Origin of the sequence: Pseudomonas asuensis (assembly GCF_014646755.1) — a bacterium.
GTDB classification, from domain to species: Bacteria; Pseudomonadota; Gammaproteobacteria; order Pseudomonadales; family Pseudomonadaceae; genus Chryseomonas; species Chryseomonas asuensis.
This window is the reverse complement of the sequence record NZ_BMNW01000001.1, coordinates 309,804-326,731: the sequence shown is the minus strand read 5'-3', so window position 1 is coordinate 326,731 and position 16,928 is coordinate 309,804. Positions and strand designations below refer to the sequence as shown.

The 16,928-nt window shown below is 55.1% G+C and carries 16 protein-coding genes; 15 read left to right on the top strand and 1 reads right to left on the bottom strand.

Annotated features, from left to right (window positions below):
- The first annotated feature begins 128 nt into the window (after positions 1–128).
- The 15 genes from ispG to IEX86_RS01440 all read left to right on the top strand — a co-directional run bounded on the left by ispG (position 129) and on the right by IEX86_RS01440 (position 16,146).
- A complete protein-coding gene (ispG, locus tag IEX86_RS01510) occupies positions 129–1,241 on the top strand; it encodes a flavodoxin-dependent (E)-4-hydroxy-3-methylbut-2-enyl-diphosphate synthase (RefSeq protein WP_188864301.1) in 1,113 nt (370 codons plus the stop codon).
- A 31-nt stretch (positions 1,242–1,272) separates the two neighbouring features.
- Entirely contained in the window at positions 1,273–2,586 is a 1,314-nt protein-coding gene (hisS, locus tag IEX86_RS01505) for a histidine--tRNA ligase (protein ID WP_188864300.1), read from the top strand.
- A 9-nt stretch (positions 2,587–2,595) separates the two neighbouring features.
- A complete protein-coding gene (locus IEX86_RS01500; protein WP_188864299.1) occupies positions 2,596–3,240 on the top strand; it encodes a tetratricopeptide repeat protein in 645 nt (214 codons plus the stop codon).
- Positions 3,240–4,382 (top strand): outer membrane protein assembly factor BamB, encoded by a 1,143-nt coding sequence (bamB, locus tag IEX86_RS01495; protein WP_188864298.1) that lies wholly within the window; start codon positions 3,240–3,242, stop codon positions 4,380–4,382. The genes IEX86_RS01500 and bamB overlap by 1 nt, the downstream gene beginning before the upstream one ends.
- Positions 4,383–4,460: 78 nt before the next feature.
- Positions 4,461–5,948, top strand: coding sequence for a ribosome biogenesis GTPase Der (gene der / locus IEX86_RS01490; protein WP_188864297.1), 1,488 nt, complete (start codon positions 4,461–4,463; stop codon positions 5,946–5,948).
- A gap of 165 nt (positions 5,949–6,113) precedes the next feature.
- Positions 6,114–7,262 carry a pyridoxal phosphate-dependent aminotransferase gene (locus IEX86_RS01485; RefSeq protein WP_188864296.1) on the top strand — a complete coding sequence of 383 codons (1,149 nt, stop codon included), beginning with the start codon at positions 6,114–6,116 and terminating at the stop codon, positions 7,260–7,262.
- Positions 7,250–8,041 (top strand): amidohydrolase, encoded by a 792-nt coding sequence (locus IEX86_RS01480; RefSeq protein WP_188864295.1) that lies wholly within the window; start codon positions 7,250–7,252, stop codon positions 8,039–8,041. Before IEX86_RS01485 ends, IEX86_RS01480 begins: the two co-directional genes overlap by 13 nt.
- A gap of 128 nt (positions 8,042–8,169) precedes the next feature.
- Entirely contained in the window at positions 8,170–9,093 is a 924-nt protein-coding gene (locus IEX86_RS01475; RefSeq protein WP_188864294.1) for a 3-hydroxyacyl-CoA dehydrogenase family protein, read from the top strand.
- Positions 9,094–9,113: 20 nt separating this feature from the next.
- Positions 9,114–10,550 carry a sigma-54 interaction domain-containing protein gene (locus tag IEX86_RS01470; protein ID WP_188864293.1) on the top strand — a complete coding sequence of 479 codons (1,437 nt, stop codon included), beginning with the start codon at positions 9,114–9,116 and terminating at the stop codon, positions 10,548–10,550.
- A gap of 205 nt (positions 10,551–10,755) precedes the next feature.
- Positions 10,756–12,147, top strand: coding sequence for a GntP family permease (locus tag IEX86_RS01465; RefSeq protein WP_188864292.1), 1,392 nt, complete (start codon positions 10,756–10,758; stop codon positions 12,145–12,147).
- A gap of 11 nt (positions 12,148–12,158) precedes the next feature.
- Positions 12,159–12,929, top strand: coding sequence for a 3-hydroxybutyrate dehydrogenase (locus tag IEX86_RS01460; RefSeq protein ID WP_188864291.1), 771 nt, complete (start codon positions 12,159–12,161; stop codon positions 12,927–12,929).
- Between the two features lie 25 nt (positions 12,930–12,954).
- Positions 12,955–13,656, top strand: coding sequence for a CoA transferase subunit A (locus IEX86_RS01455; RefSeq protein WP_188864290.1), 702 nt, complete (start codon positions 12,955–12,957; stop codon positions 13,654–13,656).
- A 1-nt stretch (position 13,657) separates the two neighbouring features.
- On the top strand, positions 13,658–14,284 hold the full coding sequence (locus IEX86_RS01450; RefSeq protein WP_188864289.1) for a CoA transferase subunit B: 627 nt from the start codon (positions 13,658–13,660) through the stop codon (positions 14,282–14,284).
- Between the two features lie 132 nt (positions 14,285–14,416).
- Positions 14,417–15,595 (top strand): acetyl-CoA C-acetyltransferase, encoded by a 1,179-nt coding sequence (locus IEX86_RS01445; RefSeq protein ID WP_188864288.1) that lies wholly within the window; start codon positions 14,417–14,419, stop codon positions 15,593–15,595.
- A gap of 107 nt (positions 15,596–15,702) precedes the next feature.
- Positions 15,703–16,146 (top strand): DUF4174 domain-containing protein, encoded by a 444-nt coding sequence (locus tag IEX86_RS01440; RefSeq protein WP_188864287.1) that lies wholly within the window; start codon positions 15,703–15,705, stop codon positions 16,144–16,146.
- Here IEX86_RS01440 and IEX86_RS01435 read toward each other — a convergent pair.
- Positions 16,143–16,817, bottom strand: a complete 675-nt coding sequence (locus tag IEX86_RS01435) for a glutathione S-transferase (protein WP_188864286.1) — start codon at positions 16,815–16,817, stop codon at positions 16,143–16,145. The two genes, IEX86_RS01440 and IEX86_RS01435, sit on opposite strands and share 4 nt — an antisense overlap.
- Positions 16,818–16,928: the final 111 nt, after the last annotated feature.

The window sequence follows — 16,928 nt, the reverse complement described above, 5'->3', positions numbered from 1 at the left end:
CGTTACGATCAAAGCGGCAGAGCAGTGTTGCTTTGATTAGGCTGTTCGACCGTATCCCTTTATGTTTCTCCGGTTTTTTAACCAGCCCCTGCTAGAGGTTGGTGTTTATCAGGAAGAAGAGTCCTGTCATGCATAGCGAATCGCCGATCAAACGTCGCCCTTCTCGAAAGATTTGGGTAGGCTCCGTGCCAGTAGGAGGCGATGCTCCTATTGCGGTACAGAGCATGACAAACACTGAAACCTGTGATGTTGCCGCTACAGTAGCGCAAATTCGCCGTTTAGAAGATGCTGGCGCAGACATCGTTCGGGTGTCTGTTCCAGATATGGATGCGGCAGAAGCGTTCGGCAAGATCAAACAGCAAGTGAACGTACCTCTAGTAGCAGACATTCACTTTGATTATCGAATAGCCCTCCGTGTAGCTGAACTGGGTGTTGACTGCTTGCGTATCAACCCCGGCAATATTGGGCGTGAAGACCGCGTCAAGGCGGTAGTTGACGCTGCCCGCGATAAAAACATTCCGATTCGAATCGGCGTGAATGCGGGCTCTCTGGAAAAAGATCTTCAGAAAAAATATGGTGAGCCTACTCCCGAAGCGTTGCTGGAGTCGGCAATGCGCCATGTAGACCACCTTGATAGGCTGGACTTCCAAAATTTCAAGGTTAGCGTGAAGGCAAGCGATGTCTTTATGGCGGTGTCGGCTTATCGGCTGCTGGCCAAGCAGATCGAGCAACCTTTGCACCTGGGTATTACCGAAGCGGGTGGTCTGCGTTCGGGCACTGTCAAGTCAGCAGTTGGCCTCGGCATGCTACTTGCCGAGGGTATCGGCGATACCATTCGTATTTCCTTGGCCGCAGATCCGGTAGAAGAAATCAAGGTTGGTTTCGATATTCTGAAGTCGTTGCGTCTGCGTTCACGAGGCATCAACTTTATCGCCTGCCCAAGCTGCTCTCGCCAGAACTTCGACGTGGTTAAGACCATGAATGATCTGGAAGGGCGTTTGGAGGATCTCCTGGTTCCGTTGGATGTGGCCGTTATCGGTTGTGTGGTCAATGGTCCCGGAGAAGCCAAAGAGGCTCATGTAGGGTTGACTGGCGGTACGCCTAATAACCTTGTGTATATCGATGGCAAGCCAGCACATAAGCTGACCAATGAAAATCTGGTGGATGAGCTGGAACAGCTGATTCGCCGTAAAGCGGCTGAAAAAATGGAAGCGGATGCGGCCGTTATCGCCCGTAGCTGATGCCGTTAGAGAAATGAATTAAGGACTCTTCGTGAGCAAGTCTTTGCAAGCCATTCGTGGCATGAACGACATATTGCCAGAGCAGGCGCCCGCTTGGCGCTATCTGGAAATGACCTTTGCTAATCTGCTCGATGGCTATGGCTATAAGGAAATTCGCCTGCCCATCCTCGAGTTCACCGAATTGTTTGCTCGGGGTATCGGTGAAGGTACCGACGTGGTTGACAAGGAAATGTATACGTTCCTAGACCGTAACGGAGAGTCACTCACGCTCCGCCCGGAAGGAACAGCAGGATGCGTGCGTGCAGTGCTTGAACATGGCCTTACCGGCGGCGGCCAAGTGCAAAAGCTCTGGTATACAGGGCCTATGTTCCGCTATGAGAAACCGCAAAAGGGACGTTACCGCCAGTTTCATCAGATTGGTGTAGAGGTTTTCAACCTGCCAGGGCCGGATATTGATGCTGAATTGATCATTATGACGGCTCGCCTGTGGCAGCAGTTGGGAATTGATGATTCCGTTACGTTGCAATTGAACAGCCTTGGTTCGAGCGATGCGCGTGCAACGTATCGTGATGCCTTGGTTGAGTATCTCAAGCAGCATTTCGATCAGCTCGATGAAGATAGCCAGCGCCGTCTGACAACCAATCCGTTGCGTATCCTGGACAGCAAGAATGCCCAAACGCAGGCATTGCTGGCTGATGCGCCAACCTTGTCGGACTATCTGGATGAAGAGTCTCGCGCTCATTTTGAGGGCTTGAAGGCACGTCTTGAGGCAGCGGGCATCGCCTATACGATCAACCCTAAACTTGTACGGGGCCTCGACTATTACGGCCGTACCGTGTTCGAGTGGGTGACCGACAAGTTAGGCGCGCAGGGTACTGTATGCGCTGGCGGTCGCTACGATGGCCTGATCACTCAGTTTGGTGGAAAACCTACCCCGGGTGTTGGCTTTGCCATGGGCGTCGAGCGTCTGGTTCTGATGCTTGAAACGCTGAATAAAATCCCTGCTGAGCTTAGCCGTCCAATGGACGTCTACCTTTGTACATTTGGTGAAGCGGCGGAGCTTGCGGGACTAACCTTGGCTGAGCAGCTGCGTACGGCGTTACCGTCCTTACGCCTGGCAGTTAACGCTGGCGGCGGAAGTTTCAAAAGCCAGTTCAAGAAGGCAGACAAGAGTGGAGCATTGTTTGCTCTGATTCTGGGAGAGAATGAGCTGGCAGAGCGCCAGGTCGGCCTCAAGCCTTTGCGTAATGATAATGCCCAGGAGATGGTCGCCTGGGATCAGTTGTCCGCACGCCTGCACGATAACTTGCAGCAGCAGACGTCCGCACACAGCAAAAGCGAATAGGAGTGACCGGTGAGTTCGCAGAATGAAGATCCAAATATCGCCCACTTTCAGGATTGGTGGCAGCGTAACGGCAAGTCGCTCCTCACCGGTGGCGTAGTGGCCCTGGTTGCTGTACTGGGCTGGCAATGGTGGGAGCGCCATCAGGCTAATCAATCCCAGGCCGCGTCTATTGTGTACCAGGAACTGGTTCAGGCAGCGCTGGATCCCAGTGGTAAGCCGGATACAGCCCGTGTAATGGATTTGTCTAGCCAGCTTAAACAGGAATATTCAGGTACTACGTATTCCCAGTATGGCAGTCTCTTCGTGGCCAAGGTTGCGGTTGAAAATGGCAAGCTGGACGATGCAGCCAACGAGTTGAAGACGATTGTCGACAAGCCGGCTGACGATACTCTTGGTGAGCTGGCACGCCAGCGCCTTGCACGTGTATTGGCCGCACAGGGTAAGGCTGAGGATGGCTTGAAGCTGCTGGAAGGCAAGGTTGCCGAGCCGTATGCCGCCAATCGCGAAGAGTTGCGTGGCGATTTGTTGGTCAGTCTGGGCCGTGTCGATGACGCACGTGCTGCTTATGAAAAAGCCAAGTCCGAATTGCCTGCTGATGCCGCTGAAGGCACCTTGCAGATGAAGCTGGATGACCTGGCAAAAGGAGATGCCTGATGCTGCGTTGGAAACATGTTGCACTACTGGCCTTGGCTCTGACTGCTGTTGGTTGCAGCAGCAATAGCAAAAAAGAGCTGCCACCTGCCGAATTGCAGGACTTCAAGGCGGATGTTCAGCTGCAGGAGCAGTGGAGCCGTTCCGTCGGTGAGGGGCAGGGCGATACGTATAACCTGTTGACGCCAGCCATTGATGGCCAGTCGTTGTATGTTACAGACAACGAAGGGCTGGTCATGGCATTGAACCGGGAAAACGGTGATGTCATCTGGAAGAAGAAGCTGGACCTGCCCGTTTCTGGCGGCGTAGGGGCTGCCTACGGACTGGTTCTTGTAGGCACGCTACGAGGTGATGTCGTTGCCCTTGATGCAACCTCTGGCGATGAGAAATGGCGTGCCAAGGTGTCCAGTGAAGTCTTGGCCCCGCCAGTCAGTAATGGCGACATCGTCGCTGTTCAGACTCAGGACGACAAGCTCTATGCCCTTGATGCCGAAACTGGTGATCGTCGCTGGCTGTATGAAGAGAGCATGCCCGTTCTGACCTTGCGTGGCACCGGTGCTCCGGTTGTGACCAATCGCTATGTTGTTGCCGGTTTGGCCAGCGGCAAGGTGATCGCGTTGGATGAGCAGCGTGGTTTGCCGATCTGGGAGCAGCAGGTTGCAATTCCACAGGGTCGTTCCGAACTGGATCGTATGGTAGACATCAATGGCGGACTGCTGCTTTCTGGCACTACGCTGTATGTGGCTACGTACCATGGCCGCGTCGCCGGGTTGGATCTGGAAAGCGGTCGCGTGCTCTGGCAGCGTGATGCGTCCAGCTATAACGGTGTCGCTGAAGGCTTCGGTAACGTCTATGTGAGCCTGGAAAATGGCACAGTTGAAGCGGTGGACCAGAATTCGGCCTCTGCTCTGTGGAGCAATGACTCCCTGGCACGTCGTATGCTGTCTGCACCTGCCGTGCTATCGAGTTACGTCGTGGTAGGTGATTATGAAGGCTATATTCATCTGCTAAGCCAGACGGATGGTCACATGGCCGGCCGTCAGAAATTAGGTAGCGGCGGTGTTCGGGTTCGCCCGTTGGTGGATGGTGACTGGATGTACGTATACGGCAACGGCGGTAAGCTGGCTGCCTATACCATTCGCTAAGCTGTCCTGTATTTGTATGGCCGCTATCGCCCTCACGATAGCGGCCTTTGTGTTTTTTGAATTCCTGTGGAGAGCCGTATGGTTCCCGTTATTGCTCTGGTAGGACGCCCTAATGTAGGCAAGTCCACCTTGTTTAATCGACTTACCAAAACCCGTGATGCCATTGTGGCAGATATCGCGGGTCTGACACGTGACCGCAAGTATGGCGAGGCGCGTTGGCAGGGACGGACTTATATCGTTGTTGACACTGGAGGTATCTCCGGGGACGAAGAAGGCATCGACATGAAGATGGCTGAGCAATCGCTTCAGGCCATTGAAGAAGCTGATGCTGTTCTGTTCATGGTTGACTCCCGTGCCGGGATGACTGCAGGCGATCAGATGATTGCCGAGCATTTGCGTACGCGTAACAAGCGCTGCTTTCTGATCGCCAACAAAGTTGATGCGGTCGATCCGGATATTGCCCGAGCTGAGTTCAGCCCCATGGGTCTGGGTGATGCGGTGACCATTGCTGCTGCCCATGGTCGTGGCGTCAATAGCATGCTTGAGCAGGTACTGGGCGCCTTCCCCAAGGATGAAGAGGAGGAGTTCATTGTTGATGCCGACGAGGATGGTGAGCAGGCTTCAGGCGAGAATGTCGTTGAGAAGCGTATTCCCGGTCCGGACGAAAAGGCCGGGATCAAGATCGCTATCATTGGCCGCCCTAACGTCGGCAAGTCGACCCTGGTCAACCGTATGCTCGGCGAAGAGCGGGTCATTGTATATGATCAAGCCGGTACGACCCGGGACAGCATCTATATCCCCTTCGAGCGCAATGAAGAGAAGTACACGCTGATCGATACGGCGGGTGTTCGCCGCCGAGGCAAGATCTTTGAAGCAGTAGAAAAATTTTCGGTTGTGAAGACGCTTCAGGCTATTCAGGATGCCAACGTCGTTATCTTCGTGATGGACGCTCGTGAAGGTGTGGTCGAGCATGATCTCAATCTGCTGGGCTTTGTGCTGGAAACCGGCCGTGCATTGGTTATTGCGCTGAACAAGTGGGACGGCATGGAGGCCAGTGAGCGCGACTATGTGAAGACCGAGCTTGAGCGCCGTCTGATGTTTGCCAACTTTGCGGATATCCATTTTATCTCCGCGCTGCATGGCACAGGTGTAGGTCATCTGTACAAGTCCGTGCAACAGGCGTTTGCCTCTGCTGTGACGCGTTGGCCTACCAGCCGTCTGACCAAGATTCTTGAGGATGCGGTGCAAGAGCACCAGCCACCGCTGATCAATGGCCGCCGGATCAAGCTACGTTACGCGCACTTGGGTGGTGCTAACCCACCACTTTTAGTCATCCATGGTAATCAGGTGGATGCCGTACCACGTGCCTATACCCGCTATCTGGAAAATACCTATCGTCGGGTGCTGAAGCTGGTGGGGACGCCTATTCGCATTGAGTACAAGTCGGGTGAGAACCCTTATGCGGATAAGAAGAACACGCTGACCGAGCGCCAGGTGAACAAGAAGCGGCGCCTGATGAGCCACCACAAGAAGTCGGAAAAGAAGCGCAAGGACAAGCGTCGTTAATTGCTTTTTTTCCTGGCGGTCCGGCTCTCCTGCCGGCCCGCTTGGGTAATAGGCCGCTCGGACATCTAACCGGGCAGCCGAACCTTTAGTCATGATAGCGGTGCATCGTGCTTCGCTGAGCCGTCGATGGCATCGAAGCCGACCGCCTTGTAGTCGGAGTGTTCGATGATCCAAAGCAAGCTGCCTTCTCTCGGTGTCACCATCTTTACCCGTATGTCCCAGTTGGCCATGGAAACGGGGGCGATCAACCTTTCCCAGGGATTTCCGGATTTCGATGGCCCGGATGCTTTGCGTGAGGCTGTGGCCCGGCATGTCATGGAGGGTCATAACCAATATGCCCCAATGACTGGATTGCCTGCCTTGCGTGAGCAGGTGGCTCAAAAGGTCGCTACGCTTTACGGGCGTACTGTCGATGCTGAGCAGGAGATTACGATTACTCCAGGCGCGACGCAGGCTATTTTTTGTGCGATTCAATCCGTAGTACGCAATGGCGATGAGGTCATTGTGTTTGACCCATGCTATGACTCGTATGCCCCTTCCGTTGCCCTGGCAGGTGGGCGTTGCGTCCATGTGCCGCTGGCGCTACCGGGTTTTGGGATCGACTGGGATCGGTTGCAGGCCGCTCTTACGCCGCGCACGAGAGCGATTGTTCTGAACACTCCACATAATCCAAGTGGCTCGCTGGCAGGCCGTGATACGTTGGACCGACTCGCGGCGCTTATTCGCGATCACGATATATATCTCATCAGTGATGAAGTATACGAGCACTTGGTTTTTGATGGTGCAGAGCATGCCAGTGTGCTTACCCATGATGAGCTCTACGCACGTGCATTCGTTATCAGCTCCTTTGGCAAGACCTACCATGTTACGGGCTGGAAGACAGGGTATGTCATTGCTCCACGTGCGCTCTCGAGCGAGCTTCGCAAGATTCACCAATATGTGAGCTTTTGCGGCGTGACACCTTTGCAATGGGCGCTAGCAGACTTTATGGCAGCGCATCCGGAACATGTAACCGAACTCCCGGCGTTTTATCAGGCCAAACGAGATCTGTTCTGTGATTTATTGGATTCGTCTAAATGGACGTTTACACGCGCAGCAGGAACCTATTTCCAGCTGGCGGATTACTCCGCCATTCGGGATGACGTAAGCGATGTCGAAATGGCCGAATGGTTGACTCGGGAGCATGGTGTTGCTGCCATTCCAATCTCCGTGTTTTACCAAGAGGCTCCAAAAGACTTGCGTCTGGTTCGTTTCTGCTTTGCCAAACGAGAGGAGACGCTGCAGCTTGCAGCGGAAAAACTGTGCGCGATTTAAGCCTGAGACCTGATTTAAAACTGGCGCTCATCCAGACTGAACTGTTCTGGCACGATGCCTCGGCCAACCGCGACCGGTTTACCGCCTTGCTACAGCAGGCTAAAGGTGCGGATCTGGTTGTACTGCCTGAGATGTTTACCACTGGCTTTTCAATGGATTCGGCTCTACTGGCAGAAGATGAAGGCGGCTTTACCTATGCCTGGATACGTGAGCAGGCGGTAGCCCTTAATGCGGTGGTAACGGGTAGCCTGATCGTTCGGGATGCTCAGGGTCAGTACCGCAATCGCCTCTTGTGGGCGCGACCTGATGGGCCCATATCCCATTATGACAAGCGCCATTTGTTCCGCATGGCAGGGGAGCACGAGCATTACACGGCAGGTGAGGAGCAGGCAGTATTTGAACTGAATGGTTGGCGCATCCGCCCGTTGATCTGTTATGACCTGCGTTTTCCAGTCTGGAGCCGAGATCCGGTCAAGACCGACCTTCTGTTGTATACGGCAAATTGGCCGGCTGCCCGGCGTAACCACTGGAATCGCCTCCTGCCTGCACGAGCCATCGAAAACCTGTGCTATGTCGCAGCGGTAAACCGCATTGGTGAAGATGGAAAAGGCATTGCTTATAGCGGTGACAGCCAGGTACTGGACTTTCAGGGCGAGCCGTTGCTGGACGCTAAAGAGGGTGCAGGCGTGTTTACGGTGTCGCTGTCAGCCGACACGCTGTCACGTTATCGCGATGCCTTCCCGGCTTATCGAGATGTAGACGACTTTGAGCTGCTCTGATCAATACTGGCTTTATATGACGCCCCGGTTACCTTCTTGGTAGCGGGGCGTTACCGTTTCCAGCGCTTGCCCTTCACCTCAAGACGATTGCAGACTGGTTGCCTGGAAGGCCAATCAGGATAAAAACAATGCAAACGCCTCGGATCGCCATCATCGGTGCCGGCCTCATGGGTGTCGGAATTGCCACCCACTTTGCTCGTCATGGACATTCGGTTCTGCTACGTGATGTGTCTGCAGAGCGACTGGCAGATGTCCCGGTAATTGCCAAATCTATCTTGGAAGAGTTGTCGGCAGCTGGATCATTTGACGCTGCCGAAACAACAGCTGTTCTGCAGCGCATTAAAACGAGCGACTCGCTGGCCGATGTGGCAGGTGCCACGCTACTGATCGAGGCCATACCTGAGCGATTGGCACTTAAGCATGCGTTATATGCAGAGCTTGAGTCCATCGTTTCGCCAGACACTATCATTGCGAGTAATACGAGTGGTTTCCCACCTGATCAGCTCGCTCAGGGTATGACGCATCCCGAGCGTTTACTGATTGCTCATTTTTGGAATCCACCTCATTTGATCCCGCTGGTTGAGCTGGTGCCGGGAGAGAAGACCGAGCCCTCCTGCGTGCAGGCAGTCCAAGGGGCGTTGCAGGTAATGGACCTGGAGGTCGTTCTGCTAAAGCACGCAATACCGGGGTTTATTGGAAATCGGCTGCAATTTGCAGTGTTGAGGGAGGCCCTACACATTGTGCAGAGCGGGGCGGCATCACCTGAAGATGTGGACCGCGTCATGCGGGCTTCCCTGGGAAGGCGCTATAGCATGGTGGGTCCGCTGGAGGCAGCTGACATGGGCGGTCTCGATACCTTTCTGGACATTGCCAGCCACCTGATGCCAGTGCTTGCCAAAGATGAAGACGTGCTGAATGCCTTGCGCGAGCGGGTTGCTCAGGGAAAGACAGGGCTGCGCAGCGGCGCGGGATTCTATGCGTGGGATGAAGAGCGCAAGGCACGTATAGCCAAGCGCCGTACACACCAGTTAAGTCACGCCTTGCGGCCATGAGCCGTTATTCAGGTACCAACATGGCCACCGCTAATGACCTAAGCGACTATCAGCAGATTAGTCTTAGAGCAATTCGCTCCCTGTTCGAGAGCATTGAGCAAAGCAGCGAAGGCACGGTAATCGTGGACCGTGATCTTCGTATCGTCTGGATGAACGAACGTTATGCGCGGCGCTTTGGCTTACCCAGTGCGGAGTCGGCGATTGGACAGGTATGCGAGCATGTCATACCAGGTAGCCTCTTGCGGGAGGTGGTCAATACAGGCCAGCCCATTCTGCTGGATCTACTTGATACACCCAAAGGCCCGATGGTGGTCATGCGCTTGCCGATCCATGATGACGCCGGTCAGGTGATTGGCGCTATCGGCTTTGCCCTGTTTGATGAATTGCGTACGTTGGCTCCGCTCGTGACCCGCTTCCTGCGGATTCAGGAAGAGCTCGCTTCGACACGTCGCTCGTTACAAAACGCACGACAAGCCAAATACAGTTTTGCCCATTTTGTAGGGAGCGGTCCGGCTAGCCAGGAGGTGAAGCGGCGAGCGCGGCGAGCGGCTACGATGGAAACCTCCGTTTTGCTATTGGGTGAAACCGGTACGGGAAAAGAGCTCTTAGCCCACGCTATTCATGCGGCATCGCCCCGGGCCAACAAACCGTTCGTAAGTGTGAATGCGGCTGCCATTCCGGAAAACCTTTTGGAAGCTGAGTTTTTTGGTACAGCGCCAGGCGCCTTTACAGGAGCGGACCGTAAGGCGCGGCCAGGAAAATTACAGATTGCCCAAGGCGGCACGCTGTTTTTGGACGAAATCGGTGATATGCCGATGAGTCTGCAGGCCAAGCTCTTGAGGGTGTTACAAGAGAGGGAATTCGAACCGCTGGGCTCCAATGAGGTGCTGCGCTGTGACGTGCGCCTGATTGCGGCCACCTCGCGTGATCTGGATGCCTTGGTGATTGAGGGCGCCTTTCGAGCGGATCTGTATTACCGATTGAATGTCTTGCCTATAGCTGTCCCTCCATTGCGCGAGCGTTATGAAGATTTGCCTGCGCTGTGCGAAGCCATTCTGGATAGCTTACTGGCTGAAGGGCATGCGCCTCGGGAACTGGATGAGGACGCGCTGGCCTTGCTGGCTCGCTATGACTGGCCCGGTAACGTACGCGAGCTGCGCAATGTCCTGGAGCGTGCATCGCTGTTAAGTGACGAGACGGTGATGGGGGCAGTAAGCATCGGTTCAGCCTTAGGGAAGACCTTGCCGCCCAAGACCACCGAGCCTGCGCCCAGCGACTTCAATGTAGGCCCCTTCTCAGGTATGAGGTATGAGGAGGCTAAGCGAAAATTTGAGCAGGAGTTCATAGGTCGGACACTGGCGTCCTGCTCAGGCAAGGTTGACGAGGCAGCCCGATGCCTTGGGCTCGGCCGCTCGACGCTTTACAAGAAAATGGCCTCTTTGGGACTCTTGTCTTGAAATAGAGACTATTCTCAAAAGAGAGAAAGGGCATGACGATTTCTTCTCTATTAAGAGAATAAAGCAAGCCGGAATTATTATTTATTCAATAAATACAAGGCATTAGCTTCTGGCATGGATATCGCTACTAGAGCTTTGCTGTCTCCACAGCTACAACAATAACGAGCCGCTGCGTTCGGTGCTGACCGGCCAGTGAGGAGAAAACATGAGCGTATTGATTGCTCTAGCGGCGCTGGGCCTGCTGATGCTGGCTGCGTATCGTGGTTATAGCGTCATCCTGTTCGCACCGATTGCAGCCCTTGGGGCTGTGCTACTGACTGACCCTTCTGCCGTGGCACCTGCGTTTACCGGTGTGTTCATGGATAAGATGGTTGGCTTCATCAAGCTGTACTTTCCGGTCTTTCTGCTGGGCGCAGTGTTTGGCAAGTTGATCGAGCTTTCCGGCTTTTCCCGCTCCATTGTGGCTGCTGCGATTCGTTTGCTAGGTACACGTCAGGCGATGTTGGTGATCGTGCTGGTCTGCGCCTTACTGACTTACGGTGGTGTCTCGCTGTTCGTTGTAGTGTTTGCGGTTTATCCCTTTGCGGCAGAAATGTTTCGCCAGAGCAATATTCCCAAGCGGCTAATTCCTGCAACGATCGCTCTGGGGGCGTTCTCTTTCACCATGGACGCCATGCCAGGCACTCCGCAGATCCAGAACATCATCCCTAGCACGTTTTTCAATACAACAGCCTGGGCTGCACCCTGGCTGGGGTTGATTGGCTCGTTGTTCATTATAGCGGTCGGGTTGGCCTATTTGGGCTGGCAGCGTCGTAAAGCGATGCAGCGGGGAGAGGGTTACGGTACAGAGCTGCGCAATGAGCCGGAGACGCCAGACAACATCCATTTGCCTAACCCGCTTCTGGCGCTGTCACCACTTATCCTTGTTGGCGTAATGAATCTGTTGTTTACCCATTGGATTCCTCAGTGGTATGGCAAGACCCATACCCTGGCACTCCCGGGCATGGCGGCGCCCGTGACCAGTGAAGTCAGCAAGCTGACGGCAATCTGGGCGGTCGAGGCGGCACTGTTGATTGGCATTCTGCTGGTGCTTGTAGCCGCGTTTGGAACAATTCGCACCCGCTTGGCCGAGGGCACTAAGACTGCTGTGAGTGGTGCGTTGCTAGCCGCCATGAATACCGCATCGGAATATGGCTTTGGGGCTGTGATTGCATCGCTGCCAGGCTTTCTGGTGCTGGCAGATGCCCTCAAGACCATTCCTAATCCACTTATCAACGAAGCCATTACCGTAACGCTTCTCGCCGGTATTACCGGCTCAGCTTCCGGCGGTATGAGCATTGCGTTGGCTGCCATGTCGGACAGCTTTATTGCCGCCGCCAATGCCGCACAAATTCCTTTGGAGGTGCTGCATCGGGTTGCTGCCATGGCCAGCGGCGGCATGGATACCTTGCCGCACAACGGTGCAGTGATCACGTTGCTGGCGGTGACCGGGCTGACGCACCGCGAGGCCTATAAAGACGTATTCGGTATCACGCTGATCAAGACGCTGGCGGTGTTCGTGGTCATCGGCGTGTTCTATGCCACCGGCATCGTGTAGAGGAGAACGTTATGGACTTGAAAGGCAAGACGGCCCTGGTAACCGGTTCAACCAGCGGCATCGGTCTGGGTATCGCTACCCGGCTGGCCGAGGCAGGCGCCAATCTGATTCTCAATGGTTTTGGTGATAGCGAGGCGGCTAAAGCCGAAGTAGGCCGTTTTGGTGGGCAGGTGGGCTACCACAGCGCGGACTTGTCCAGGCCCGAAGAGATTGCCGACCTTTTCACCTATGCTGAACGTGACTTTGGGGGCGTGGACATTCTTGTCAACAATGCCGGTATTCAGCATGTTGCACCGGTAGAAGCGTTTCCGGTCGAGAAGTGGGACGCGATTATCGCAATCAATCTGTCCTCGGTATTTCACGCCACCCGCCTGGCGCTGCCTGGTATGAAACAGAGGGGCTGGGGGCGGATCGTCAACATTGCTTCCGTCCATGGGTTGGTGGGTTCGGCGCAGAAATCGGCCTATGTGGCTGCCAAGCATGGCGTCGTCGGGCTGACCAAGGTCGTTGCGTTGGAAACGGCAGATTGCAATGTGACCTGTAATGCGTTGTGCCCAGGTTGGGTACTGACGCCTCTGGTGCAGCAGCAGATTGATGCTCGTGCTGCGGTGGATGGTGATACGGAGCGGGCACGGCGGGAGCTTCTGGAAGAGAAGCAGCCCTCGTTGGAGTTTGTTACGCCTGCTCAGTTGGGGGAGCTGACGCTCTTTCTTTGCAGTGACGCGGCCGCACAGGTGCGTGGCGCAGCGTGGAATGTCGATGGGGGCTGGTTAGCCCGTTAACAACAATAACGACACGAGGTAAACCATGAACAAGCTTTATCCCAGTGCCGCCCATGCCTTGGAAGGGGCGGTGGAAGACGGTATGACCCTGGCAGTCGGCGGTTTTGGCCTATGTGGCATCCCCGAGGCCCTTATCCTGGCGCTGCGCGAGACTGGCAAGCGAGAGCTGACCGTGATCAGCAATAACGCGGGTGTGGACGGCTTTGGCCTCGGTGTCTTGCTCGAAACCCGGCAGATCAAAAAGATGGTCTCTTCCTATGTAGGCGAGAACAAAGAATTTGAGCGGCAATACCTTTCTGGTGAGCTGGAGCTTGAGTTTACGCCTCAAGGCACCCTGGCGGAAAAGCTGCGTGCAGGTGGCTCTGGCATCCCGGCTTTCTTCACGCGTACCGGCTACGGCACATTGGTGGCCGAAGGCAAGGAGACCCGCGAGTTCGATGGCGAACACTACGTGATGGAGCGCTCTCTAGTGGCTGATGTAGCACTGGTCAAGGCAATCAAGGCCGACAGGGCTGGCAATCTGGTCTTTAACAAGACTGCACGTAACTTCAACCCTCTGGCAGCAATGGCGGGCAAGCTGTGTATTGCCGAGGTAGAAGAGCTGGTTGAAACAGGTGAGCTAGACCCTGATGAGGTCCATCTGCCGGGAATCTTTGTACAACGCATTGTTGTGAATGCCAGCCCCGAAAAGCGCATCGAGAAACGCACCCTGTCGGAGGGCAACTAACATGGCCTGGACTCGTGAACAGATGGCACAGCGTGCTGCCAAGGAACTGCAGGACGGCTTCTATGTAAACCTGGGCATCGGCTTGCCAACATTGGTAGCCAATTACATTCCTGAAGGCATGGACGTCTGGCTGCAATCTGAGAACGGCCTCCTGGGGATTGGTCCTTTTCCTACAGAAGCGACCATCGACCCGGACCTGATCAATGCGGGCAAGCAGACTGTAACGGCTTTACCGGGCAGCAGTTACTTCGACAGTGCTTTGAGTTTTGCCATGATCCGGGGAGGGCATATCAACCTTGCCATCTTGGGCGCTATGCAGGTATCGGAAAAGGGTGACCTCGCCAACTGGATGATTCCCGGCAAGATGGTAAAAGGCATGGGCGGGGCGATGGATCTTGTTGCGGGGGTAAAGCGCGTGGTGGTGCTGATGGAGCATACCGCCAAGGGTGCCCACAAGATTCTGCCAGTCTGTGACTTGCCATTGACCGGAGTAGGAGTAGTCAACCGCATCATCACCGATCTGGGTGTGCTCGACGTGACCAATGAGGGCCTTAAGCTGGTCGAGTTGGCCGAAGGGGTTACCTTTGAGGCGCTGCAGCAAGCTACCGGTTGTTCGGTATTGGCATGAGTAAGTTATAGAGGCTTAGCGACTCAAGGCACTGCGCTTTATTGCCCCCCGGGAAGCAGTCAAGCGCAACCCAATGGCATTGCGTCCTTGCTTGGGACATGTCGCACGTTACCTCATTTCAGGAGAATAGTAATGCGAGACGTCGTTATCGTGGCCGCTACGCGGACGGCCATTGGCAGCTTTCAGGGGGCGCTGGCGAATGTGCCAGCAGTGGACCTGGGTGCTGCGGTCATTAAAACGGTACTGGAGAAAACAGGCATAGCCCCCGAGCAAGTTGATGAAGTCATCATGGGTCATGTACTGACGGCAGGGCTTGGTCAGAATACTGCACGGCAAGCCTCTATCAAGGCAGGGCTGCCACCTACAGTACCAGCGATGGCGCTAAACAAGGTGTGTGGTTCAGGCCTCAAGGCGCTTCACCTGGCTACTCAGGCTATTCGCTGCGGTGATGCTGACATCATCGTAGCAGGCGGCATGGAAAGCATGAGCCTTGCCCCTTATATTCTGCCCAAGGCCCGTACTGGCTTGCGGATGGGCAATGCTGAGCTGGTCGACTCGATGATTCAGGACGGCCTATGGGATGCCTTCAACGATTACCACATGGGCATTACTGCTGAGAATCTGGTCGAGAAGTACGGCATTAGCCGCCAGGCCCAGGACGAATACGCCGCCGCATCACAGCAGAAGGCGTTGGCCGCTATTGAAGCAGGCCGTTTCAAGGATCAGATTACGCCCATCATAATCCCCCAGCGCAAGGGTGATCCGGTGGTGTTCGATACCGACGAGCAACCGCGCGCCGGTACAACAGCCGAAGCGCTAGCCAAGCTCAAACCGGCCTTCAAGCCCGATGGCACCGTCACGGCGGGCAATGCCTCCAGCATCAATGATGGAGCCGCTGCGCTCATCCTGATGAGTGCGGAAAAGGCGAGCGAACTAGGTCTGCCGGTGCTTGCCCGAATCAAGGCATATGCCAATGCGGGCGTTGATCCTTCCATTATGGGCATCGGGCCCGTGTCAGCGACGCGCCGCTGTCTGGAGAAGGCGGGATGGGACCTTGGTGAGCTGGACCTGATTGAAGCCAACGAAGCCTTTGCTGCTCAGGCATTGTCGGTGGGGCAGGAGCTAGGTTGGGATTGGGACAGAGTCAACGTTAATGGTGGCGCTATTGCGTTAGGTCACCCCATTGGCGCATCCGGTGGGAGGGTGGTGATCAACCTCCTGTACGAGATGATTCGCCGTGACGTGCACAAGGGGCTGGCTACGCTGTGCATCGGCGGCGGGCAGGGTGTCGCACTGGCAATCGAGCGCTAAGTCTGTGGGCTACACGCCTTGTAATGTTACGGGCGTGTAGTGGGTGAATTTTCTGCACTTATGTGGTCGTTATGAAAAGATCCTCTGCGACAACGGGAGCCATAACGATGCCTGGTTTAACCATGCTGAAAACATGTATTTTGGGTGGGCTGATAGCAACTGCAGCAGGCGTAATGGCTGCTGAGTCAGATAATCCCCTGGCACAGGAGCGTTGGAAAACGCGACCTCTTGTAGTGATAGCTACGTCAGCTGGCGACCCGGTGTTCAAGCAATTAACATCATCTCTTGAAGAACCGCGCAACCGTGAGGCATTTATCGAACGAGATATGGTGCTCTATACCGTAATCGGTGACCGCGGTCAGCGTAACGGGGTGCCGCTCAGCCAGGACCAAACCCAGGCGCTGATCAGTGCCCTTGATGAGCGACCAGATGGTGAGACCACCGTTATTCTGGTCGGTAAAGATGGCGGGAAGAAAATCGTACAGCAAGGCCAGATTGATCCAGCCGCTATTTTTGCCACCATCGACAAGATGCCGATGCGCCAGCGCTAGCCCTGGGCGGCGTAGTCATAAGAGCCGCCTTTTTCCAAGGCGCGCTGATACGCCGGGCGAGCATGGATACGCTCTAGGAAAGCCTTGAGCTTGGGGCGATTCTGCGTCAGTCCGGCACGGCAGGCAGCGGCTTCTAGTGGAAAGCTCATCTGGATGTCGGCAGCCGTAAATGTATCGCCTGCGAACCATTCATGCGTGCTCAGCTCATTTTCCAGATAGTCAAAATGCAGAGTCAGTTGTGGCTGAATGAAAACGCGTGTGACTTGACCACTGATAGCTCGCGCAATAGGGCGGGCAAAAAAAGGCATCGGCCCGGTGCGCACGCGGTCAAACACCAGCTTGAGAAGCAGGGGCGGCATGGCGGAGCCTTCTGCATAATGCAACCAATAGGTATAACGCGCGCGCTCGGCTGAATCGACCGGTGGAATAAGTTGCTGACCATAGCGGCTGGCCAGATAGTCAATGATGGCGCCGGACTCGGCCAGGGTCATCGAGCCTTCAGTAATGATGGGCGATTTACCCAGCGGGTGGACTTCCCGCAACTCCTTGGGAGCCAGCAGCGTTTGTGGGTCTCGTTCGTAATGCTTGATTTCATACTCAAGCCCCAACTCTTCAAGCAGCCAGAGGACACGTTGCGAGCGAGAATTGTTGAGGTGATGAACCGTGATCATGAGTGCTCCCTAGGCTGAGTCTATTCATAGCCTAGCGTAAAGTGCGTCTTGCCAAGTAACAGGTCTGACCAAATAAAAAGGCGCCGTGTAACGGGCGCCTTTTTGAACAGC